General features: G+C 63.0%; 18 protein-coding genes. 3 read left to right on the top strand and 15 right to left on the bottom strand.

The window, feature by feature from the left end; genetic code table 11:
- Positions 1-94: 94 nt before the first annotated feature.
- The 11 genes from AC0QUY_RS12550 to AC0QUY_RS12500 form a co-directional block, all read right to left on the bottom strand.
- A complete protein-coding gene (locus AC0QUY_RS12550) occupies positions 95-1,018 on the bottom strand; it encodes a complex I NDUFA9 subunit family protein (RefSeq protein WP_475387049.1) in 924 nt (307 codons plus the stop codon).
- A 276-nt stretch (positions 1,019-1,294) separates the two neighbouring features.
- A complete protein-coding gene (locus AC0QUY_RS12545; protein WP_475387048.1) occupies positions 1,295-1,852 on the bottom strand; it encodes a hypothetical protein in 558 nt (185 codons plus the stop codon).
- A 280-nt stretch (positions 1,853-2,132) separates the two neighbouring features.
- Complete coding sequence (locus tag AC0QUY_RS12540) at positions 2,133-4,058, bottom strand: potassium transporter Kup (protein WP_161853934.1); 1,926 nt, start codon at positions 4,056-4,058, stop codon at positions 2,133-2,135.
- 154 nt (positions 4,059-4,212) lie between these two features.
- Entirely contained in the window at positions 4,213-6,111 is a 1,899-nt protein-coding gene (locus tag AC0QUY_RS12535; RefSeq protein WP_161853933.1) for a potassium transporter Kup, read from the bottom strand.
- A 162-nt stretch (positions 6,112-6,273) separates the two neighbouring features.
- The gene (locus AC0QUY_RS12530) at positions 6,274-7,101 is read right to left on the bottom strand and encodes an OmpA/MotB family protein (RefSeq protein WP_161853932.1); all 828 of its coding nucleotides are present in this window, start codon (positions 7,099-7,101) and stop codon (positions 6,274-6,276) included.
- A gap of 34 nt (positions 7,102-7,135) precedes the next feature.
- Positions 7,136-7,909: a motility protein A gene (locus AC0QUY_RS12525; protein WP_161853931.1), complete on the bottom strand. Its 774-nt coding sequence runs from the start codon at positions 7,907-7,909 to the stop codon at positions 7,136-7,138.
- Between the two features lie 383 nt (positions 7,910-8,292).
- Positions 8,293-9,261, bottom strand: coding sequence for a Bug family tripartite tricarboxylate transporter substrate binding protein (locus AC0QUY_RS12520; protein WP_161853930.1), 969 nt, complete (start codon positions 9,259-9,261; stop codon positions 8,293-8,295).
- Positions 9,262-9,291: 30 nt separating this feature from the next.
- Complete coding sequence (locus tag AC0QUY_RS12515; protein ID WP_161853929.1) at positions 9,292-10,011, bottom strand: RraA family protein; 720 nt, start codon at positions 10,009-10,011, stop codon at positions 9,292-9,294.
- A gap of 124 nt (positions 10,012-10,135) precedes the next feature.
- Positions 10,136-11,023, bottom strand: coding sequence for a CDP-alcohol phosphatidyltransferase family protein (locus AC0QUY_RS12510; protein WP_246738173.1), 888 nt, complete (start codon positions 11,021-11,023; stop codon positions 10,136-10,138).
- Positions 11,024-11,098: 75 nt separating this feature from the next.
- On the bottom strand, positions 11,099-11,797 hold the full coding sequence (locus AC0QUY_RS12505) for a phosphatidylserine decarboxylase (protein WP_475387047.1): 699 nt from the start codon (positions 11,795-11,797) through the stop codon (positions 11,099-11,101).
- A gap of 54 nt (positions 11,798-11,851) precedes the next feature.
- Positions 11,852-13,843 carry an ABCB family ABC transporter ATP-binding protein/permease gene (locus AC0QUY_RS12500; protein ID WP_475387046.1) on the bottom strand — a complete coding sequence of 664 codons (1,992 nt, stop codon included), beginning with the start codon at positions 13,841-13,843 and terminating at the stop codon, positions 11,852-11,854.
- A 212-nt stretch (positions 13,844-14,055) separates the two neighbouring features.
- Here AC0QUY_RS12500 and AC0QUY_RS12495 point away from each other — a divergent pair, with 212 nt between their 5' ends.
- On the top strand, positions 14,056-14,676 hold the full coding sequence (locus AC0QUY_RS12495) for an LOG family protein (protein WP_161853925.1): 621 nt from the start codon (positions 14,056-14,058) through the stop codon (positions 14,674-14,676).
- Positions 14,677-14,687: 11 nt separating this feature from the next.
- Here AC0QUY_RS12495 and AC0QUY_RS12490 read toward each other — a convergent pair whose 3' ends face one another.
- The 4 genes from AC0QUY_RS12490 to cysS form a co-directional block, all read right to left on the bottom strand.
- Entirely contained in the window at positions 14,688-15,065 is a 378-nt protein-coding gene (locus AC0QUY_RS12490; RefSeq protein ID WP_475387045.1) for a VOC family protein, read from the bottom strand.
- Between the two features lie 128 nt (positions 15,066-15,193).
- Positions 15,194-16,792 carry a citramalate synthase gene (cimA, locus tag AC0QUY_RS12485; protein ID WP_475387044.1) on the bottom strand — a complete coding sequence of 533 codons (1,599 nt, stop codon included), beginning with the start codon at positions 16,790-16,792 and terminating at the stop codon, positions 15,194-15,196.
- Positions 16,789-17,298 carry a GNAT family N-acetyltransferase gene (locus AC0QUY_RS12480; protein ID WP_475387043.1) on the bottom strand — a complete coding sequence of 170 codons (510 nt, stop codon included), beginning with the start codon at positions 17,296-17,298 and terminating at the stop codon, positions 16,789-16,791. Before AC0QUY_RS12480 ends, cimA begins: the two co-directional genes overlap by 4 nt.
- Before the next feature lie 117 nt (positions 17,299-17,415).
- Positions 17,416-18,831 (bottom strand): cysteine--tRNA ligase, encoded by a 1,416-nt coding sequence (gene cysS, locus AC0QUY_RS12475; protein WP_475387042.1) that lies wholly within the window; start codon positions 18,829-18,831, stop codon positions 17,416-17,418.
- Positions 18,832-19,133: 302 nt separating this feature from the next.
- Between cysS and AC0QUY_RS12470 the strand changes: the two genes are divergently transcribed.
- Both AC0QUY_RS12470 and AC0QUY_RS12465 read left to right on the top strand, forming a co-directional pair.
- Complete coding sequence (locus AC0QUY_RS12470) at positions 19,134-19,442, top strand: hypothetical protein (RefSeq protein WP_161853920.1); 309 nt, start codon at positions 19,134-19,136, stop codon at positions 19,440-19,442.
- A gap of 168 nt (positions 19,443-19,610) precedes the next feature.
- A complete protein-coding gene (locus AC0QUY_RS12465; protein WP_475387105.1) occupies positions 19,611-20,783 on the top strand; it encodes a DUF2865 domain-containing protein in 1,173 nt (390 codons plus the stop codon).
- Positions 20,784-20,847 lie beyond the last annotated feature (64 nt).

Here is a 20,847-nt window from a genome sequence, read left to right as displayed (position 1 = left end):
GCTTTCCAAGCCTTTGATCGCCAGAGCCGAAAATCTGGCGAGGTTTCGGACGCAATGGCAAACCCGGCGTCTGGACGCGGATTAATCGAGGAACTTATCCTCCGGAATTCGACAGCATTTTCTGAAGTATGGCCTCGACCGAGTGTGGCGAAATCGCAAGTTCGACAAATCCAGGCATATCAGGCGATGGCAAGGTGTCGATTTGCATCAGCTCCACTTGATTGCGCGTGAGGAAGGGACTCCCGAGCATTTCTGATGCCCATGCCAAGGCATGCCAAGCGGCAAACGGGATTGGAATCAGCCGAGGCGCAAGTCCGGCTTGACGCGCCACGACTCTAAGAAGCTCCTCGTAAGAGTAGACGCGGGGGCCGCCGAACTCGAAGACTCTCGGCGTCTCGGCGCGCTGCATGATCCGACCAATCGCATCCGCAACGTCACCCACATAGGCCGGCTGCAATCTTGTCTCGCCGCGGCCGAACATCGGATAGACAGGAAGCTGGCGGAGGAGCTTGAGGATGACGACGAGAAACGCGTCGTCTGGTCCGAACATCACCGCCGGACGGATGAAAGTTGCCTCGGCGAACGCAGCCCGGACCGCCAGTTCGCCCTCGCCGCGGCTTCGGATGTAGCGGGATTGGGAGGCGGAATCAGCGCCGATTCCTGACATGTGGACGAGTCTTTTGACTCCAGCCCTGTGCGATTGAACCGCTACTCGCCGGGCGGCCTCGACGTGGACCGAATGAAACGTCTCCGGTCCCCGCTCGACGTAAAGACTGACCGCATTTATAACGCCGTAAGCGCCGGCAAGCGCATCCGCGACGGACCGCTCGTCGTGAATGTTGGCTTCTACGAACTGAAGTTGCGGATCATCAGCACCAGGCAGGGTATACCCCTGATCCGGATGCCTTGACGCGATCCGAACGGGAAATCCGCGTGAGCGCAGATGTTGAACGATGCGGCGGCCCAGAAAGCCGGTTCCGCCGAACACCGTGATGGTTTGACTGTTGGTTGCCACCATGGCCCATTCGCCAGTTCATGTCGCAACCGTCCCATTATGGCTCGCTCGAACCCTGCTGCGGGAAATAACTGCAAGTCTGCGAAACGACGAGGCCAAATGGGGGTGCTGGCCGGCTTTTTTGCCAAAGGGAGCGATGGAGATGCGGCCTCCGCAGTGCGCATCAGCTCTTCGAGCGCTCCAGCTCTTGCACTGAATAATGGAAGCACGACATCGATGGTCGCGTCCATTTGCGGTCTTTGGACGAGTCGCTCCGGCCGACCTCACGTTCTCTCGGCGCTATTTCCTTTGCCACTGCATGAATTTTTCAAGCAAGGGTTTTTCGGGCGCGGCGTTGGCCGTTCCGGCGGGCTCGGAAACAGCCGGGTCTTCGCTTCCTTGTATTCCTTGAAACTGCTTGAATCCCTGGAGCAGTGCCTGGGAGTCTTCTTTGGATGTCGCTTGAGCCGGCGTAGCCAATGCAGGGGTAGAAATTGATACGGCAAGTTCCGAGGGTTCACTTTTTGACCTCGGAGGCATATTAAGCAACACGAGCGCCACGATCACAGTGGCACCGATCGCTACGGCAATTGCGCCGGCAGTGGCGAGCAGCCCACGTGACGGACGGCGTTCGTAAATGAATTGGGATTCCAACGGACGGGTGGATTTGGCGAAGGCCTTTTCGCGCATCTCATCAAAACGCGACAAAGGGGCAGCGGGAGGAAATTGATGCGATCCCGTCTGCGGCGTCTCGTCAGATCGCGGGTTCGCCATGCTGCGCGCCGAGCGCGGTGCGTAGTACAGCGGATCATTCGGATCATCGGGGTTGGGATGGTCGTTCGCGCGGATGAAACTCATTTGCGCTACTCCTCACAATACCACATCATCGCATCGGAATATTTGCCACTCAAGGCTTCAGCCTAGGCTTCCGGGTACTGTCCCACAGTACCGCACCAACTGCCGCACGCATTCGCGCCCGCGGCCAGCGGGGTGCAACTTCGATCCGCCGACCCCCGGTGTCAAGAGCCTGATCCAAATCGGGATGCGTGTGGAGTCAGATGTACTGCTCCGCCTCAGAAATAGCAAAGCTGTTGCCGTCCTGCGACAACATAAGCGGGAACTTGTGGAATTCGCGCCCCTAGATCGTGACCTGCGTTCCCACTTCGACCACGCGCCCGGTCGGGATCTGGAAATAATCGGTGGCGTCGTTGGCGGAGCGGCTGAGGCGGATGAACAGCAGGTCCTGCCAGCGCGGCATGCCGGAATGGGCAGCCGGCTTCAACGCGCGGCGGGACAGGAAGAACGAGGTCGACATGATGTCAAACTGCCAGCCGAGCTTGCGGGCGATCGCCAGCGTCTTCGGCACGTTTGGCGATTCCATGAAGCCAAATTTGAGCGTGACCCGCGAGAAGGTCTCGCTGAGCTGCTCCATCCGCACCCGCTCGGCATCGTCGATTCGCGGCGTCGGCGCGGTCTCGATGGTGAGAATGACGTTTTTCTCATGCAGCACCTTGTAATGCTTGAGGCTGTGCATCAGCGCCGTCGGCGCGCAATCGGGATCGGAGGTGAGGAACACCGCGGTGCCCGGCACCCGCTGCGGCGGACGCTTCTCCAGCATCGCCACCAGATCGGCGAGCGGGAATTCCAGCTTGCGCGATTTCTCGAACAGCAGCCGGCTACCGCGCCGCCACGTGTACATCAACAGCATCACGACGCCGCCGAGCGCCAGCGGCACCCAGCCGCCTTCGAATACCTTCAAGAGGTTGGCCGCAAGGAAGGTGACGTCCAGGAACAGGAAAGGCGCGATCAGCGCGGCGGCCGCGATCGGCGACCATTTCCAGACCCGCCAGATCACGACGAAGCCCATCATGGCCGTGACCACCATGGTGCCGGTCACGGAGATCCCGTAGGCCGAGGCCAGCGCGCTCGACGAGCGGAACAGGACCACCAGCAGGATCACCGCCAGAAACAGCAGCAGGTTGATGCGGGGAATGTAGATCTGGCCGGAATGCGCTTCCGAGGTGTGGCGGATTTCGAACCGCGGCATCAGGCCGAGCTGGATCGCCTGCCGCGTCAGCGAATAGGCACCGGTGATGACGGCCTGGCTCGCGATTACGGTTGCCACTGTCGCCAGCGCCACCATCGGGATCAGCGCCCAGTCCGGGAACATCAGGAAGAACGGATTCTCGATCGCCTTGGGATTGGCGATCAAGAGCGCGCCCTGCCCCAGATAATTCACCGCCAGCGACGGCAGCACGATGAAGAGCCAGGCGGTCTGGATCGGCCGCTTGCCGAAATGGCCGAGGTCGGCATAGAGCGCTTCCGCGCCGGTGACGGCGAGAAACACCGCGCCGAGCGTCACGAAACCGATCATGCCGTGATGAAGCATGAAGGAAACCGCGTAGAGCGGATTGAACGCCTGAAGCACTTCGGGATGCAGGACGATCTGCGGCACGGCCGCGATCGCGATCACGGCGAACCAGACGCACATGATCGGCCCGAAGAACGCGGCGACGCGGGCGGTGCCGTGGGACTGCACGGCAAACAGCGCTATCAGGATAATCAGCGTGAGCGGCACGACATAGTGTTCGAAGGTCGCGGTGATCAGCTTCATGCCTTCGATCGCCGACAACACCGAAAGCGCCGGCGTCAGGACCGCGTCGCCATAGAACAGCGCGCCGGAGATGATGCCGAGCAGCACGATCGTGGCGCCGCCCTTCCCCACCGCGCGTTGCGCCAGCGCCATCAGTGCCAGCGTTCCGCCCTCGCCGTTGTTGTCGGCGCGCAGCAGGATAACGACGTATTTCAGCGTCACCACCACGATCAGCGCCCACAGGATCAGCGAGAGCACGCCAAGCACCGCCTGCGGGCTGGCGGTACCCGCGTGTTCGCTGGCCGCGACGATCGCTTCGCGCAATGCATAGAGCGGGCTGGTGCCGATGTCGCCGTAGACGACACCGATGCTGCCGAGCATCAGGGCCTTGAAGCCGGCGGTGGAATGAGTTTCCCCATGACCGTTGGCCGCGGGCGTTTCCGCCGCGGTGACCGCAAACTGGACTGACATGAGATGGGGCCTCGGCTGTTACCGCACTGCACAAATGCAGAAGCGCAGCCCTATACTCCCGGGACCGGCTGGAAGGTTAGCCGGAATTCAGGCCTCCGGTATGCGCCGTCCGCATGGATTACAGCCGGCTCCGTTAGATATTTTAGACGTAAAATCAAATGGTTACTTGAGTTCCGACCTCGACGACGCGTCCGGTCGGGATCTGGAAATAGTCGGTGGCGTCGTTAGCCGACCGGCTCATCGCGATGAACAGATGATCCTGCCAGAGCGGCATGCCCGATTGCGCCGAGGGCTTGAGCGAGCGCCGCGACACGAAGAACGATGTCGCCATGATGTCGAACTGCCAGCCGAGCTTGCGCGCGATCACCAGCGCCTTCGGCACGTTCGGCGATTCCATGAAGCCGAACCGCAGCCTGACGGTGGAGAACTTTTCGCTGATCTTTTCCATCTTGACGCGCTCGGACGGATCGACGCGCGGCGTCTGCGCGGTCTCGATGGTCAGGATCACATTGTGTTCGTGCAGTACCTTGTTGTGCTTGAGATTGTGCATCATTGCGGTCGGCACGAAGCTCGGATCGGAGGTCAGAAATACTGCCGTGCCCTTGACGATGTGAGGCGGACGCTTTTCCAGGCTCTTGATCAGGTCCGCCAGCGGCACCTCGATGCGGCGCGTCTTGGCGGTCAGGATCGCGGCGCCACGGCGCCAGGTCCAGATCATCACCGCCACGGCAACGCCGAACAGCAGCGGGACCCAGGCGCCCTCGAGCAGCTTCAGAAGATTTGCGGCAAAGAAGCTCATGTCGACGACGACGAGGGGGAGGATCACGGCCGCTGCCGTCGCCGCGCGCCAGTTCCACAGTTTCCAGATCACGACAAAGCCCATGATGCCGTCGACCACCATGGTGGTGGAGACGGCGATGCCATAGGCCGACGCAAGACCGCTCGAGCTGCGGAACAACAGCACCAGCAGCACGACCCCGATCAACAACAGCCGGTTGACGCGCGGCAGGTAGATCTGACCGGCATGGCTCTCCGAGGTGTAGCGAACCTCGAAGCGCGGCAAGAGGCCGAGCTGTACCGCCTGACGGATCAGCGAAAACGCGCCTGTTATCACCGCCTGGCTGGCGATGACCGTCGCTGCGGTCGCCAGCACCACCATCGGCAACAGCAGCATGCCAGGGACCAGCCGGTAGAACGGATTTTGGATCGCCGCCGGGTCGGCCAATACCAGCGCGCCCTGCCCGAAATAATTGATCAGGAGCGCAGGCATCACGAAATAGAACCAGCCGGTCTGGATCGGCTTGCGCCCGAAATGGCCGAGGTCCGCATAAAGCGCCTCGCCGCCGGTCACGGCCAGAAACACCAGGCCCATCGTCACCAGTCCGATGGTGCCGTGCGAAAGCATGAACTGGATCGCGTACCAGGGATTGATCGCGTAGAGCACCGTGGGATCGTCGCTGATGTGGATCAGGCCCAAAATCGTGAGCGTCGCGAACCAGACCACCATAACCGGCCCGAAAAGCGAGGCGACACGCGCGGTGCCGCTGCTCTGCACCGAGAACAGCACCACGAGAATGAAGATCGTAAGCGGCACCACGTAATGTTCGAACGCGGGCGTGACCAGCTTGAGGCCCTCGACCGCCGACAACACCGAAATCGCGGGCGTGATCATGGAGTCGCCGATAAACATCGAGGCGCCGACGACACCGAGCGCCAGCAATACCCAGCTTCGGTGGCCCAACGCCCGCTGACCCAGCGCCATCAGGGATAGCGTGCCGCCCTCGCCGTTGTTGTCGGCGCGCAACAGCAGCAGCACATATTTGGCTGTCACGACGATGAAAAGCGACCAAAGAATCAGCGAGAGCACGCCGAGCACGATAATGCGCGATACCGGCTGGCCTTCGGCCGCGTGCGTGACGGCCTCGCGAAATGCGTACAAAGGCGAAGTGCCGATGTCGCCGAACACCACGCCAATACTGCCCAGCGTCAGGGCCCAAAAACCTGAGGTCGCGTGCCCCTCATGGGCCTCGGTAGATGTGACGCTGACAGTCATGGTGGAAGAGAACGTTCTCGTCGTTGAATTGATCCGCGCGGCTATCGACGCTTCCGCGTTGCCTGTCAATCTCGGACGAGCATAACACCACCTCCGATGCGGAGCTTACGCAAAGCAGATTCCATCGAAATGGCAAGATGGTATTATGGTAGTTCCGACGTGCTACGGCTTCAGATTCGGCGGAAGCGGCGGATTCTCGCGCATCAATGTGATGGTGACGCGACGGTTTGCCGGCAATGTCGGATCGTCCGGAAATAGTGGCTGGCTGTCGGCGCGGCCGCCGACGGCGTAGATATGGGATGACGGCAGTCCCTCGCGCTCGAGGATCTGGCGCACCGCATTGGCGCGATCCGCCGACAGATCGAACGCGCCATATTCGCCCCGCGCCGGCACGAAGCCGGCAGAGGTGTGGCCGACAATGTTGACCCGCAGCGGCGTCGCCTTCAGCGGCACGGCCAGTTTCTGGATCAGCCGGCGGGTGCGGTCGTAGGGGACCTTGGAGCCGTCGGCGAACATCGAGCGGCCATCCTGGTCGACGATTTCGAGATTGAGGCCCTCTTTGGTCTCCTCGAACATGATGTGCTTGGACATTTCGGTCAGTTCCGGCATGTCCTGCAGCGCCTGGCGCAACGAGGCCGCGGCGAGCGCGAACTCGCGGTCGACCTTCAGGCGGGCGCCGACCTCGCGCTGACGGTCCTTCTCGTCGGGCGTCGGGGTATTGGAGGCTTCCTCGGGCGAAATATGCGCGACGTTCTTCAGCTTCGGCCGCGTCGGCAGGCCGTCGGATTCGACGATGCCCGAATGCCGGGATTCGGTCTGCACGCCGAACGCCTCGCGCATCGAGCCGGCGACGATCTTGAGCTTCTGCTGGTCCTGGCTGGAGAACGCCACCAGCATCACGAAGAACGACAGCAATAGCGCCATCAGGTCAGCGAAGGTCACGAACCAGCCGTGACCGCCATGCGCCTCTTCGCGTTTTTTCTTGGCCATGCTTTACGTCCGCGCCTTTATTGCTATCAGCCGATCAGGCCGGAACCAGCTCGCCTTCCTCGTGGCGGTGCTTTTCGGGCAGATAGGCCAGCAGCATTTCACGCACCAAGGCCGGGCTCTTGGAATCGCGGATCATCAGGATGCCGTCGATGATCAGCGTGCGATTGGTTTCCTCGTCGATCAGCTTGCCATGCAGCTTGTCGGCGATCGGCAGGCAAATCAGGTTCGCAACCACCGCGCCGTAAAGCGTCGCCAGCAGGGCGACCGCCATGAACGGACCGAGCTTTGAGGGATCCGACATGTTCGAGAACATCTGCACCATGCCGAGCAGCGTACCGATCATGCCGAACGCCGGCGCGCAGTCGCCGATCGCGCGATAGATTTTCGAGCCCTCGTTGAGGTGCATCAGGAAATTGTCGCGGTCGCGCTCCATGTTGTCTCTGATAAATTCGAGGTCGTAGCCGTCGGCGACGTAGCGGATGCCCTTGGCGAGGAACGGCTCGTCGGTCTCGACCTTTTCCAGCCCGACCGGGCCCTGCTTGCGGGCGATTTCGGCGATGCGCGCCAGTTCGTCGACCAGGTCGCGCGCCGAGAGCCGGCTCATGGTGAAAGCGAATTTTGCGCCGAGCGGCATGCCATGCAGGATCGCGCTGAGCGGAAAGCGGATCATCGTCGCCGCAAACGAGCCGCCGAAGATGATGATGACGGCGTGGATGTCGTAGAACATCCGGAAATCACCGCCCATCAGGATCAACGTCGACAATACGATGACGCCGGCGATCAGGCCAACGAGCGTGGTGATATCCATTCTGAACTCCAACGCCTACGCCAAGTACCGGCCATCCTGACCGGTCGCGCGCTCCATCCGGAGCAGCGCAAGAGGAACCCTACGTCGGCGCAATTAAAGAGCCGTAAAGGTTAAACTCGAACAGGGACGTAAAATTGCGGGGCCTGCGACCGGCGGTGGCAAGGATTCGCTAACCATCTTGCGCCGGCCAGTCTCTCTCCGCGCCGTCATTGCGAGGAGCTCGCGACAAAATTGCAGAGCAATTTTGCGCTGAAGCGACGAAGCAATCCATCTATCCGTTATGCCGCGCTATGGATTGCTTCCGCCTTGGCTCTTCGAGCTACGGCGGACAAGTCGCTTCGCTCGCAATGACGCGGTTGGGCCCTCGCCCTGGCGGCAAGCGCCTACTGCGCCTGCGTGCCGATGCCGGCGGCCTTGATGATCGGCCACCATTTTTCGATCTCGACCTTCTGGAAGGCGGCCAAGCCTTCCGGGGTCTGCTGGGCGCGCGGCGCGACGTCGAGGCCCAATTCCGAAAAACGCTTCTGGATCGCAGGGTCGGCCAGCGCCTCCACCGTCGCCGCGTTGAGTTTTGCGATGATCTCCTTCGGCGTGCCCTTCGGCGCCCAGAAGCCGAACCAGCCGGACATATAGAGGCCGGGCACGCCACTCTCGTCCGCGGTCGGAATATCCGGCATCGAGGCCGAGCGGGTGGCTGAGAGATTGGCGAGCGCCTTGATCTTGCCGGCGCGGATTTGCGGCAGCGCCACCGCGCCCTGCACCACCAAAAGATCGACCGTGCCCGAGACCAGATCGGTCATCGCAGGCCCCGCCCCGCGATAGGGAATGAACTGCACCTTCTGCTTGGTGAGATTCTCGAACAGCACGCCGGTGACGTTCGCCGCCGCATTCTGGTTGACGAAATTGATCTTGCCGGGATTTTCCTTCATCCACGCCACGAGTTCGCCGAGCGTGTTGGCCGGCAGGTCCTTCTTGGCGACCATGAGCTGCGGATTGTTCGAGACCAGCGCGATCGGCTCAAAGTCCTTTTCGAGGTCGTAGTCCAACTTGTAGATGATGCTGCCGACATGGGTATCCCACTGACCGATGTCGAAGGTATAGCCGTCAGGCGCCGCACGCGCGACGCGGCCGACGCCGATACTGCCGCCGGCGCCGCCGACATTTTCGATCACGACGGATTGCCCGAGCGTTGCGCGCATCCGCTCGGCCATGATGCGCGCGGCGGTATCGGTCGAACCGCCCGGCGGGAACGGCACGATCAGGGTGATGGGGCGGGAGGGATAGGTCTGTGCGTGCGCGGCTGCGACGCCTGAGAGGATCAACAACGACAGCGCCGCCCAGAACCCTCTCATGACAATTTCCCTCGACTGTTTGTTAGATCGTCAGTGGATCTCCGCCGAGCGCTTCAGCGCCTCTTTCAGCTTTTCCAGCGTGAAGTCCGGGCTGCGCGCGATATCCAGGATCGGTGTTTCGCGCCGGCCGCAAAGTTCGGCGGCTTCCGGAATCTTCGCCGCGATGTCGACAGGGATCACGATGGCGCCGTGCTGGTCGGCGTGGATGAGGTCATCGGAATGCACCGTCATGCCGGCGACGCGCACTTCGCCGCCCCAGTGTTCGGCATGGACCCAGGCATGCGACGGTCCGACCGAGCCGGCCAGCGCCTGGAAGCCCGGCGCCCACTGCGGGATGTCGCGGATCGAACCGTCGGTGATGACACCGAGGCAGCCGAGCGCCTTGTGCACATTGCTCTGCACCTCGCCCCAGAACGCGCCATAGCCGACATCGGCGCCGTCGATATCCTGGATCACGGTGATGCGCGGACCGAAGCCGGTGCCGACATATTCGTAATAGGCGATGCGGCGGCGGGCCTGCTCGTCGGCGGGAAGCGTGGATTTGAGCACCGAGCGGATCGTCACCGTGCGGGCATAGCCGACCATCGGCGGCAGATCGGGAAACGGGCAGACCAGCGGCTTGGTGGTGTAGCCGATCAGGCGGCGTTCCGGCGCCACGATCTCCATCGCATTGCAGATCGTCGGCGTGTCATAGCGCGCCAACGCCTCGAGGACGGAAGCAGGCAGCGGGGCGGTAACGGCTTTGTTCACGGCGTCTCTCCTGATTATTCGGCCCGGCTCTTTCAGGCCGTATGCCATCAAGCCCTATAGCCGAGATTGGGCGTGAACCCAACTCGGCTTTGGCTCATGGCAGATAATCAGGTTGCGGGCGCGCTCAGTTCAACCGCGCCGGCCGTTCTTCCTCGCTATCGCCAGGGGCCGGCGAAAACGGCGCTGCGGAAGATGACGGCGCGGCGGCTTCTGCCGTCGCAGCCGGCTGCAGCGCCGCGGCGGCGTTACGCTCATGGTCGCGATAGGACTTCCAGCCCCAGGGCAGGCTCAGCAGGTAGAGCACCGAGCCGATCGACAGGATGTGCCAGGGATAGCCGATCAGCAGTGCGACGAAGAACACGACGGAGACGAAGACCGGCAGCACCATTTCCGGCGGCACCCGCATTTTCACCGTCTTGCCGGAAAAGACCGGCAGCCGCGACACCATCAGGAATCCGATGAGGAGCGTATAGGCCGCGGTCAGCGTGGCCGGCGGTTTCGAGACGCCGAGAAACGCCAGATAGAACGGCAGCATCGCCAGGATCGCACCGGCCGGCGCCGGCACGCCAGTGAAATAGTTCGCCGCAAAGGCAGGCTTGTTCGGATCGTCGATACTGGCGTTGAAGCGCGCCAGGCGCAGGCCGCCCGCGATCGCAAACACCATCGCCGCGATCCAGCCGCCATTGTTCAATTCCTGGAGCTGCCAGAAATACAGCATCAGGCCGGGCGCGACGCCGAAATTGACGAAATCGGCGAGGCTGTCGAGTTCGGCGCCGAATTTCGACTGGCCCTTGATCATGCGGGCGATGCGCCCGTCGACGCCGTCGAGCACGGCCGCGAACACGATCGCGGCAACCGCAAGCTCCATCCGCCCCTCGATCGACAGACGGATCGCCGTCAGGCCGGCGCAGATCGCCAGCAGGGTGATGACATTGGGCACCAGCATTCGCACCGGGATCGGGCGAAACCGGCGGCGGCGCAGTTCAGGGTCTTTGGGGTCCGGGATCAGCATGCCAGCTATTATATAGCAAGCGCCCGCTCGGTTCGCCATTGGGGGGCCGACCGGCAAAATCACCCGTTCAGAGGGTTAATCGGCGCGAAACGTCCGGCCCTGCTCGCTGGAGCCGAAATCGGCCAGAATCGTCTCGCCGGCAATTGCGGTCTGGCCCTCGGAAACCAGCGACCGCGTGCCTTCCGGCAGATAGACGTCCAGGCGCGAACCGAAGCGGATCAGGCCGAATCGCTCGCCGGCGCCGATCGCCTGGCCTTCCCGCACGAATGAGACAATCCGTCGCGCCACCAGGCCGGCGATCTGGACCACGCCGATCCGGCCGTTGGTGGTCGAGATCACCAGCGAGTTGCGCTCATTGTCTTCGCTGGCCTTGTCGAGTTCGGCGTTGATGAAGGTGCCGGGCCGGTAGGCGATGCGATCGATGCGGCCCGCCACCGGGCTGCGATTCACGTGGCAGTTGAACACGCTCATGAAGATCGAGATGCGCGGCAGCGGCCGGTCGCCGAGCCCGAGTTCGGCGGGCGGCAGCACTTGCGCCACCATCGAGACGCGGCCGTCGGCCGGCGACACCACGATGCCGTCGCGCACCGGCGTGACGCGGACGGGGTCGCGGAAGAACAGCGCGCACCAGACGGTCAGGCCCGTGCCGATCCAGCCGAGCGGCGTCCAGATCCAGAACAGGATCAGGCTGGCCAGCGCAAAGGCGCCGATGAAGGGATAGCCCTCGGAATGGATTGGCGGGATCTGCGCGCGGATGGAATTCGCAATCGACATTAGGGCTCGCTGTTATGTGGCCGACTTCCCTTGGGAACTAGCGCCGTATTTGGATTATTCCGCGGCGGTTGCCAAGGGATCTTTGGATTTGGGTGGGTCCTTGGACGGATCGCTGAGGGGATCATCGACCGGCGGCGGCGCGCGGTTCGGCGCTTCGTTGCCCTCGTCCATCTGCGCGAGCTTCTCCCGCGCCTCCTCGGCTTCGCGCTGCCTGTTCCACATGCTGGCATAAAGCCCGCCTGCGGCCAGAAGCCTGACATGGGTGCCGCGCTCGGCAATCCGGCCTTGATCGAGCACGATAATCTCGTCGGCGCCGACAATGGTCGAAAGCCGGTGCGCGATCACCAGCGAGGTGCGGCCACGCGAGACGCGCTCCAGCGCTTCCTGGATTTCGTGCTCGGTGTGGCTGTCGAGCGCCGACGTCGCCTCATCCAGCACCAGGATCGGCGGCGCCTTCAGCACCGTGCGGGCGATCGCGACGCGCTGCTTCTCGCCGCCCGACAGTTTCAGCCCGCGCTCGCCGACCTGGGTCTCGTAGCCCTTCGGCGAGTTGCGGATGAAGCTGTCGATCTGCGCCAATTGCGCCGCCTGCTCGACCTCGGCATCGCTGGCGTCCCAGCGACCGTAGCGGATGTTGTAGCGGATGGTGTCGTTGAACAGCACGGTATCCTGCGGCACCATGCCGATCGAGGCGCGGAGCGACGCCTGCGTGACGTTGCGGATGTCCTGGCCGTCGATCTGGATCTTGCCGCTGGAGACGTCGTAGAGGCGGAACAGCAACCGCGAAATCGTCGACTTGCCCGCACCGGAGGGACCGACGATCGCCACCGTCTTGCCGGCGGGCACCTCGAAGCTCAGACCTTTCAGGATCGGCCGCTCCGGATCGTAGGCAAAGCGCACATCGTCGAAGCGCACGCTGCCTGCGCTGACCGCGAGTGGCGCCGCGCCCGGGATGTCCTTGATCTCGGGATTGCGCGACAGCACGTTGAACATCTTCTCGATGTCGATGATCGCCTGCTTGATCTCGCGATAGACCATGCCCATGAAGTTCAGCGGCTGGTAGAGCTGGATCATCATGGCGTTGATCATAACGAAATCACCGACCGTGTTGGTGCCGTTGCGGACGCCGAGCGCGCACATCAGCATGGTCGCGGTGAGGCCGATGGTGAAGATGACCGCCTGCCCGGTGTTGAGCACTGCCAGCGAGGTATAGGTCTTCACGCTGTTGTGCTCGTAGCGCTCCATCGAGCGGTCGTAGCGTTCGGCCTCACGCGTCTCGGCGCTGAAATATTTCACCGTCTCGTAATTGAGCAGCGAGTCGATCGCCTTGGTGTTCGCCTCGGTGTCGGAATCGTTCATCTTGCGGCGGATCTCGATCCGCCATTCGGTCGCGATATAGGTGTAGTACATGTAGATCACGACGGTAATCGCGGTGACCAGCACGTAGCGCCAATCGAACTGCCACAGCAGGACCGCCATCAACAGCGAGACCTCGACGATGGTCGGGATCAGTTGCAGGATCACCATCCGCACGATCACTTCGATGCCGGTGCGGCCGCGCTCCAGCACCCGCGTCAGGCCGCCGGTCTTGCGCTCCAGATGAAAGCGCAGCGACAATTCGTGCATGTGAACGAAGGTGATGTAGGCGAGCTTGCGCACCGCATGCATGGCGACGCGGGCGAAAATGCCGTCGCGAAACTGCGTCAGCACCGCCATCAGGACGCGCACCGCGCCGTAGCTTGCGGTCATCAGCAAGGGCGAGGCGATCAGCCACAGCATCCAGTTCGACGGTTCGACCGGCGCGGTGCCCATGCCGTTGAGCGCATCGATCGCCCATTTGAAGGTGAACGGAACAATCAGCGTCGCGAGCTTGGCGGCCAGCAGCAGCACCATCGACCAGACCACGCGCATCTTCAGGTCGGCGCGGTCGCCGGGCCAGATATAGGGCCACAGATGCACCAGCGTCCCGATCAGGGTCGCCTTGTCAGGGGAAGCGCCGGCCGGCTCGGCAGCAACGGCATCGGAGCGCGAATCAGGATCAGCCATTGGCGTCGCGCCCAACGCAAGGTGGCGCTCCGGTCGCCTTCAGGGAATTTTCGGTAGTCTGCATATGGTCGTCATATAGAGCGTTTACCTCTCCCGTACAGCCTTGAAAGATAAATCTTTCCCCCGTTTGGTTGGATTTCGGGCCTATTTCTGCTGCATCAGCGAAATCAACCAGACTTGAGCTTTCCAGGGTGCGGTGCCACATGATCTCCATGGATCAAATCAAGACCGAACTAATCAAAACCGTCTGTGTCTATTGCGGCTCCGGCCCCGGCTCCAACCACCGCTTCGTCGAAGCGGCCCAAGCCTTGGGAAAAGCGTTCGCCGAGAACAATATCCGCCTCGTCTATGGCGGTGGATCAGTCGGGCTGATGGGCGCGATCGCCAAGTCCACGCTGGATCACGGTGGACTGGTCACCGGCATCATTCCGGAATTTCTAAAGTCGCGCGAACATATGATGGGGCGCGTGCAGGAGATGATCGTTACACCCGACATGCACGAACGCAAACGACTGATGTTCGAACACTCCGACGCCTTCGTGGCACTGCCCGGCGGCATCGGTACGCTGGAAGAACTGGTCGAGCAGATGACTTGGCAGCAGCTCGGCCGTCACTCCAAGCCGGTTCTGCTCGCCAACATCGACGGCTTCTGGGAGCCGCTGATCGCGCTGCTGGCGCATATGCGCGAAACCGAATTCATCCGTCCGTCGCTGGATATCGATTTCCTCAAGGCTGAACGGGTCGAGGACATCGTGCCGCGCCTGCGTGCCGCCGCCGCCCGTACTCCGGCAGGCGCCAAGGAGATGGCGCCGGAACTGGCGCGGAAGTTGTAGTCGTTACACTTTCACTCGGCCGGAAACGTCACCGCTTCGATGCGGTTGCCGTCGGGATCGATGACGAAGGCCGCGTAATACCTCACGCGATCATGCGGGCGCAGGCCCGGCGCGCCGTCGGAGCGGCCGCCGGATTTCAGCGCGGCCGCATGAAACGCATCGACATCATCAGTGGTTTTGGCGCGAAGGCAGATGTGCGTGCCGCTCTCAGGCGCTACCTTTGCCATGCCGGCGCGCAGGTTGATCCAGAATTCGGGATAGGTCTTGCCGAAGCCGATGGTGGCGGGACGGGTGACGAGGCGTGTGAGGCCGAGGGCTGCGAGCGTTGCTTCGTAGAAACGCGCGGCGCGTTCGAGATCGGCTACGCCGACGGAGATGTGATCGATCATTTGCGCGTACCCCTGCAGTCATTCCGGGGCGATGCGAAGCATCGAACCGGGAATCTCGAGATTCCCCGGTGCGCAATTGCGCACCTGAGGTCTGGTCCTTCGGACCATCCCGGAATGACGAACCCACCTCACACCGGTGCGCCTGATTTTACCAGCTTGTAGACCACCGAATCCATCAGCGCCTGGAACGAAGCGTCGATGATATTGGGCGAGACGCCGACCGTGGTCCAGCTCTCGCCGTTCTCGTCTTCGCTCTCGATCAAGACGCGCGTCACCGCTTCAGTGCCGCCATTGAGGATACGCACGCGGTAGTCGATCAGCTTCAGGCCCTCGATGTACTTCTGGTACTTGCCGAGGTCCTTGCGCAGCGCGACGTCGAGCGCGTTGACGGGGCCGTTGCCTTCCGCCGCCGAGATCAGCCGTTCGCCGGCGACGTCGACCTTGACCACGGCGAGCGCCACCGTGACGCGCTGGCCGTTGGCGTTGTAGCGCTGCTCGACATTGACGTCGAACTGCTCGACCTTGAAATATTCCGGTACCCGGCCGAGCGTGCGCCGCGCCAGCAGGTCGAACGAAGCGTCGGCGGATTCATAGGCAAAGCCCGCTGCTTCCCGCTCCTTCAGCTCCTCGACCAGCCGCGCCAGTTTCGGATCGGTCTTCTCGTAGGGAATGCCGGCGCGGTCGAGTTCGGCCATCACGTTGGAACGGCCGGCCTGATCCGACACCAGCACCTTGCGGTGATTGCCGACGGATTCGGGCGATACGTGCTCGTAGGTCTGCGGGTCCTTCAGGACCGCCGAGGCATGAATGCCGGTCTTGGTCACGAAAGCGCTCTCGCCGACGTAAGGCGCATGGCGGTTCGGCGCGCGGTTGAGCATGTCATCGAGCGTCCGCGACACCTTCATCAGCGTCGCCATCTTCTCGCCCGTGACGCCAATCTCGAAGGCGTCGGAGAATTCGCTCTTCAGGCGCAGCGTCGGGATCAGCGAACAGAGATTGGCGTTGCCGCAGCGCTCGCCGAGCCCGTTCAGCGTGCCCTGGATCTGCCGCGCGCCGGCGCGCACCGCGGCCAGCGAGTTGGCCACCGCCTGCTCGGTGTCGTTATGGGCGTGGATGCCAACATGGCTGCCCGGGATGTGCTTTGTCACAGCGCCCACGATGGTCTCGACTTCATGCGGCATGGTGCCGCCGTTGGTGTCGCACAGCACCACCCAGCGCGCCCCGGAATCATAGGCGGCCTTGGCGCATGCGAGCGCGAAATCACTATTCTCCTTGTAGCCGTCGAAGAAGTGCTCGCAATCAACCATTACCTCGCGGCCCGCGGCCTTGGCCGCGCTGACGCTGTCGCGGATCGAGGCGAGGTTTTCCTCGTTGGTAGTTTCGAGTGCCACCCGCACCTGGTAGGCGGAGGATTTCGCGACGAAGCAGATCGCATCGGCCTTGGCTTCCAGCAGCCCCGCAAGACCCGGATCGTTCGAGGCCGAACGGCCCGGACGGCGCGTCATGCCGAAGGCGGTGAATTTGGCGTGTTCGAACTTCGGCTTCTCGGCAAAAAATTCGGTATCGGTCGGGTTGGCGCCGGGATAGCCGCCCTCGACATAGTCGATGCCGAGTTCATCGAGCATCTGCGCAATGATCTGCTTGTCATGCAGCGTGAAATCGACGCCGTTGGTCTGCGCGCCGTCGCGCAGCGTAGTGTCGAACAGATAAAGGCGTTCGCGACTCATGTCGGCGCTCCCGGCGCGGCGTCTGCCAGCGTCTTCTGCATCGTGGTGTTGGCGAGCCATTCGCCATTGAGCGAAACGGTATTGCGCTGCTTGGCGGTATAGCCGCGCTTCCGAAACAACGGCTCCGCGGTGTCGCTGGCGTCGACCGTCAGGATCTTCGCGCCGCGCGCGCCCGCCAGTATTTCCAGCGCATCGACCAGCATCGAGGCGATACCCTGCCCGGCCACGCTCGGATGCACGAACAGCATGTCGATATGGTCAGGCCCTTTCAGTGAGACGAAGCCGACCGGCGCGTTCTGGATGGTCGCGATCAGCGTCAACTGCCCGGCGAGTTTCTTGCCGAACTTTTCCTCGTCCTCGGCAACGGCAGCCCAGGCTTCCTGCTGCGCCTCGCTGTAGTCGTCGCCGGTCAGCCCCTCGATGGCGGCGACAAAGATCGCCGCCAGCATCGGCACATCCGCCGGCAGAAACGGCCGCAAGCCGGGTTTGGGCAAGGCCTGTCCCATCGCGTCAAATCACTCCGAACAATCGCAAGGCCAGTATGACCGCGGCAACGATTAGCGCCCATTTGATGAAGATGTAGTAACGCCAGTGTTTCGGGAACGGGGTATCGGGCTTGTCCATCACGCGACCTCCCATGTGGTAACCGGTCTTCCGTCCTTGTCCTTGCCGTCCTTGATGGCGACGCCCATCGCGGCGAGTTCGTCGCGGATGCGGTCGGATTCCTTGAAGTCCTTCCGCGCCCGCGCCGCCGCGCGGTCGGCAATCAGGCGATCGACCTCTGCTGCATCGATGCCGCTCGCCTGCTGCTTCCGTCCCTTCCACGCCGCAGCGCTCACCGAAAGGAAACCGAGCAGCCGGAGCGACGCCGCAAACTCGCCGCGTTCGCGCGCACCGCCCGACGCGGCGGCGTTCCGCAAGCCGTGCAGGACAGCCATCGCCTGCGCCGTGTTGAGATCGTCATAGAGCGCTTCGATCATCGCCGGCGACGGCTCGCCGCCCTCGACGTCGGCAGCGATCGCATACCAGTCGTCAAGCGTCTTCGCGCTCTCTTCCGTACCCTTCGAGGTCCAGTCGAGCGGCGAGCGGTAATGCGTCTTCAGCATGCTCAGGCGCAGCACCTCGCCCGGCCAATCGGCCAGCAGGTCACGGATCGTGAAGAAGTTGCCGAGCGACTTCGACATCTTCTCGCTCTCGATCTGCAGGAAGCCGTTGTGCATCCAGACGTTCGCCATGCGGTCGGAATGAAAGGCGCAGCAGGTCTGCGCGAGTTCGTTCTCATGGTGCGGAAACACCAGATCGATGCCGCCGCCATGAATGTCGAACTTCTCGCCGAGATGCTTCCAGGCCATCGCCGAGCATTCGATATGCCAGCCGGGGCGTCCCTCCACCTTGATGCCTGATGGCGAAGGCCACGACGGCTCGCCCGGCTTCGACGGCTTCCACAGCACGAAGTCGGTGTTATCGCGCTTGTACGGGGCGACATCGACGCGGGCGCCCGCGATCATCTCGTCGAGCGACCGCTTCGACAGCGCGCCGTAGCGCGGCATCACCGAATTGGCATCGTTCATCGCCTGCGGCGAGAACAGCACGTGGTCCTCGGCGACATAGGCAAAGCCGCCGGCCACCAGCTTCTCGATGATCGCGCGCATCTCCGGGATATGCTCGGTCGCGCGCGGCTGCACCGTCGGGGCCAAGCAGCCGAGCGCGGAGACGTCGTCCTGATACTGCTGATAGGTCTCTTCGGTGACCTTGCGGATCGCCTCGTTCAGCGGCACGCCGGGATAGTCGCGCGCGGCGCGGACGTTGATCTTGTCGTCGACGTCGGTGATGTTGCGGACATACGTCACGTGCCCGGGGCCATAGCGGTGACGCAGCACGCGAAACAGCACGTCGAACACGATCGCCGCGCGACCATTGCCGATATGGGCGAAGTCATAGACCGTCGGTCCGCAGGCATACATGCCGACGTTCTTCGGATCGAGCGGCACGAACGGCCGCTTTTCCTTCGTCAACGTATCGTAGAGACGCAATTCCATGACAAACCCATCCCTTGCGGCCGGGCGTCCAGTGATCTCATTTTTGAGAAAAGACGGCCTCAGCCAGCGAATCGCTAGCTAATAATCTCGCGGCAAATGCTGCAGATGGCGAGGAGACCGTTCATGGTTCCACCATTGCGGTATCGGAAGGATGCCGTCAAGGCCTTGCTCGTGCCCAATTTGAGGCCGATCAGGCTGCGGAACCTTCCTTTTCGCCGCCGCTCGGCCCTCATGGTTAATCATTGTTAACCCTTTGGGCCTATTCCTGAGCGCGGTCGCCTTCGCCCCTGCCGGTGTTCACCATGCGCTCCTCCGCACTCATTGCCTGTGCTCTCCTGCTTGCCGCCGTCTCGGCCGCTTCCGCCGACAGTCGCGTTTTCATCGTTGCCAACCAGGCCGACGGTTACGGCGTGGACGAGTGCCTCGCCCGCGGCGACAAATGCGGCGCCCACGCCGCCCGCTCCTACTGCCAGTCACGGGAATTTGCGCAGGCCACCGCCTATCGCCGCGTCGAGCCCGACGAAGTTACCGGCGCGGTTCCAATTGATGGCGGCGACAAGTGCTCAGGCCCAGCCTGCGGCGACTATGTTGCTATTACCTGCCAGCGCTAAAGGCACTTCTTCAGTAATTTCAAGGGCCGGTTTGCCACATCCGCGCCCCGGAAACGACGTGACGCTGCCCTGAGAAGCAGGTATTGGATGCGGTCTTGGCCGCAGAATGCCGCCTTGGCCGCGCCACCAGGCTTTCAAGCCGCGCGGATCAGCCCTCAATGGCCGGATATGCTGGAAATTCGCATCATTCCCTTCTCTCTCCGGATTTTGACCTGCGCCGTCCTGCTCGGCGTCGCCGCGGCTGGCGCGCCCGCTTTGGCGCAGCCCAATGAGGACGCCATGGCGCAGATGCCCCCCGGCGCCGCGCCGCCTCCGCCGCCACAACAGGGCGCGCAAGCCAATCCGATCTGCATCCGGCTCGAGGGACAGCTGGCAACCATCGACCGCGGCGCCGGCACCGGCGATCCCGCCAAGGATGAACAGATCCGCCGCTATCAGGAGGCCCAGGCCAAGCAGCAGGCCGAACTCGATCGCGTCACGCTGCAGGCCAAGCGCATGGGCTGCGAAAGCTCGGGGTTCTTCTCGCTGTTCAACGGCCAGTCGGCGCAGTGCAGCCCGGTCAACAATCAGATCCAGCAGATGCGCGCCAATCTCGACCAGATCACCACCAGCCTGGAGCGCCTGCGCAGCGGCGGCATCGGCGGCGCCGACCGCGAAAACCAGCGTCGCTCGGTGATGATGGCGCTGGCGCAGAACAATTGCGGCCCGCAATATGCGGCAGCCGCCCGCGGCCCCGGCAATTTCATCGACAGCCTGTTCGGCAACAACAACAACAACACGATCCCGCCCCCCAGCGCCGAGCTCGGCCCGCCGTCCGGCACCTTCCGCACCGTCTGCGTCCGCAGCTGCGACGGTGCCTACTTCCCGGTGTCGTTCGCCACCTACCAGGCGCGCTTTCAGGACGACGAAAGGACCTGCAAGGCGCTTTGCCCGGCGGCAGAGGCGAATTTGTTCACCTATCGCAATCCCGGAGAGGACATCAATCAGGCGGTCTCGATCAACGGCCAGCCCTATTCCTCGCTACCCAACGCGTTCAAGTTCCGCACCGAGTTCAACGCCTCCTGCTCCTGCAAGGCGGCGGGCCAGACCTGGTCGGAAGCGCTGAAATCCGTCGACGACAAGGCCTCCGTCGAACAGCAGGGCGACATCATCGTCACCGAGGAAAGCGCCAAGCGGATGCAGCAGCGCGGGCAGTCGAAGGGCGCGCCGCCACCCAAGAAGGGCACCGCGCCCGCGAGCACCGCCGCCGCGCCGGCGCCGGCTCCTGCCGATACGACCGCCGCGGCTAACGACAAGCAGGTCCGCACCGTCGGCCCGACCTTCATCCCGCCGAAGCAGTAGCTCCTCGACCAGCTACCGGTGGCGGACGCCGATCCGGACGGGCGAGCACCGCTTTCGGTGTTCG

It is taken from the genome of Bradyrhizobium sp. WYCCWR15520, from assembly GCF_056174665.1.
The sequence above is the reverse complement of the archived record's forward strand: the minus strand, read 5'-3'. Positions and strand labels throughout refer to the sequence as shown.

What these genes read in the sequence shown, in the direction of transcription:
- AC0QUY_RS12540 (WP_161853934.1), bottom strand. Translation starts at nt 4,058, where the DNA reads ATGTCAGTCCAGTTTGCGGTCACCGCGGCGGAAACGCCCGCGGCCAAC.
- AC0QUY_RS12550 (WP_475387049.1), bottom strand. Translation starts at nt 1,018, where the DNA reads ATGGTGGCAACCAACAGTCAAACCATCACGGTGTTCGGCGGAACCGGC.
- AC0QUY_RS12545 (WP_475387048.1), bottom strand. Translation starts at nt 1,852, where the DNA reads ATGAGTTTCATCCGCGCGAACGACCATCCCAACCCCGATGATCCGAAT.
- AC0QUY_RS12500 (WP_475387046.1), bottom strand. Translation starts at nt 13,843, where the DNA reads ATGGCTGATCCTGATTCGCGCTCCGATGCCGTTGCTGCCGAGCCGGCC.
- AC0QUY_RS12530 (WP_161853932.1), bottom strand. Translation starts at nt 7,101, where the DNA reads ATGGCCAAGAAAAAACGCGAAGAGGCGCATGGCGGTCACGGCTGGTTC.
- AC0QUY_RS12490 (WP_475387045.1), bottom strand. Translation starts at nt 15,065, where the DNA reads ATGATCGATCACATCTCCGTCGGCGTAGCCGATCTCGAACGCGCCGCG.
- AC0QUY_RS12470 (WP_161853920.1), top strand. Translation starts at nt 19,134, where the DNA reads ATGCGCTCCTCCGCACTCATTGCCTGTGCTCTCCTGCTTGCCGCCGTC.
- AC0QUY_RS12480 (WP_475387043.1), bottom strand. Translation starts at nt 17,298, where the DNA reads ATGGGACAGGCCTTGCCCAAACCCGGCTTGCGGCCGTTTCTGCCGGCG.
- AC0QUY_RS12535 (WP_161853933.1), bottom strand. Translation starts at nt 6,111, where the DNA reads ATGACTGTCAGCGTCACATCTACCGAGGCCCATGAGGGGCACGCGACC.
- AC0QUY_RS12510 (WP_246738173.1), bottom strand. Translation starts at nt 11,023, where the DNA reads ATGCTGATCCCGGACCCCAAAGACCCTGAACTGCGCCGCCGCCGGTTT.
- AC0QUY_RS12525 (WP_161853931.1), bottom strand. Translation starts at nt 7,909, where the DNA reads ATGGATATCACCACGCTCGTTGGCCTGATCGCCGGCGTCATCGTATTG.
- AC0QUY_RS12505 (WP_475387047.1), bottom strand. Translation starts at nt 11,797, where the DNA reads ATGTCGATTGCGAATTCCATCCGCGCGCAGATCCCGCCAATCCATTCC.
- cimA (WP_475387044.1), bottom strand. Translation starts at nt 16,792, where the DNA reads ATGAGTCGCGAACGCCTTTATCTGTTCGACACTACGCTGCGCGACGGC.
- AC0QUY_RS12520 (WP_161853930.1), bottom strand. Translation starts at nt 9,261, where the DNA reads ATGAGAGGGTTCTGGGCGGCGCTGTCGTTGTTGATCCTCTCAGGCGTC.
- AC0QUY_RS12465 (WP_475387105.1), top strand. Translation starts at nt 19,611, where the DNA reads ATGCTGGAAATTCGCATCATTCCCTTCTCTCTCCGGATTTTGACCTGC.
- cysS (WP_475387042.1), bottom strand. Translation starts at nt 18,831, where the DNA reads ATGGAATTGCGTCTCTACGATACGTTGACGAAGGAAAAGCGGCCGTTC.
- AC0QUY_RS12495 (WP_161853925.1), top strand. Translation starts at nt 14,056, where the DNA reads ATGGATCAAATCAAGACCGAACTAATCAAAACCGTCTGTGTCTATTGC.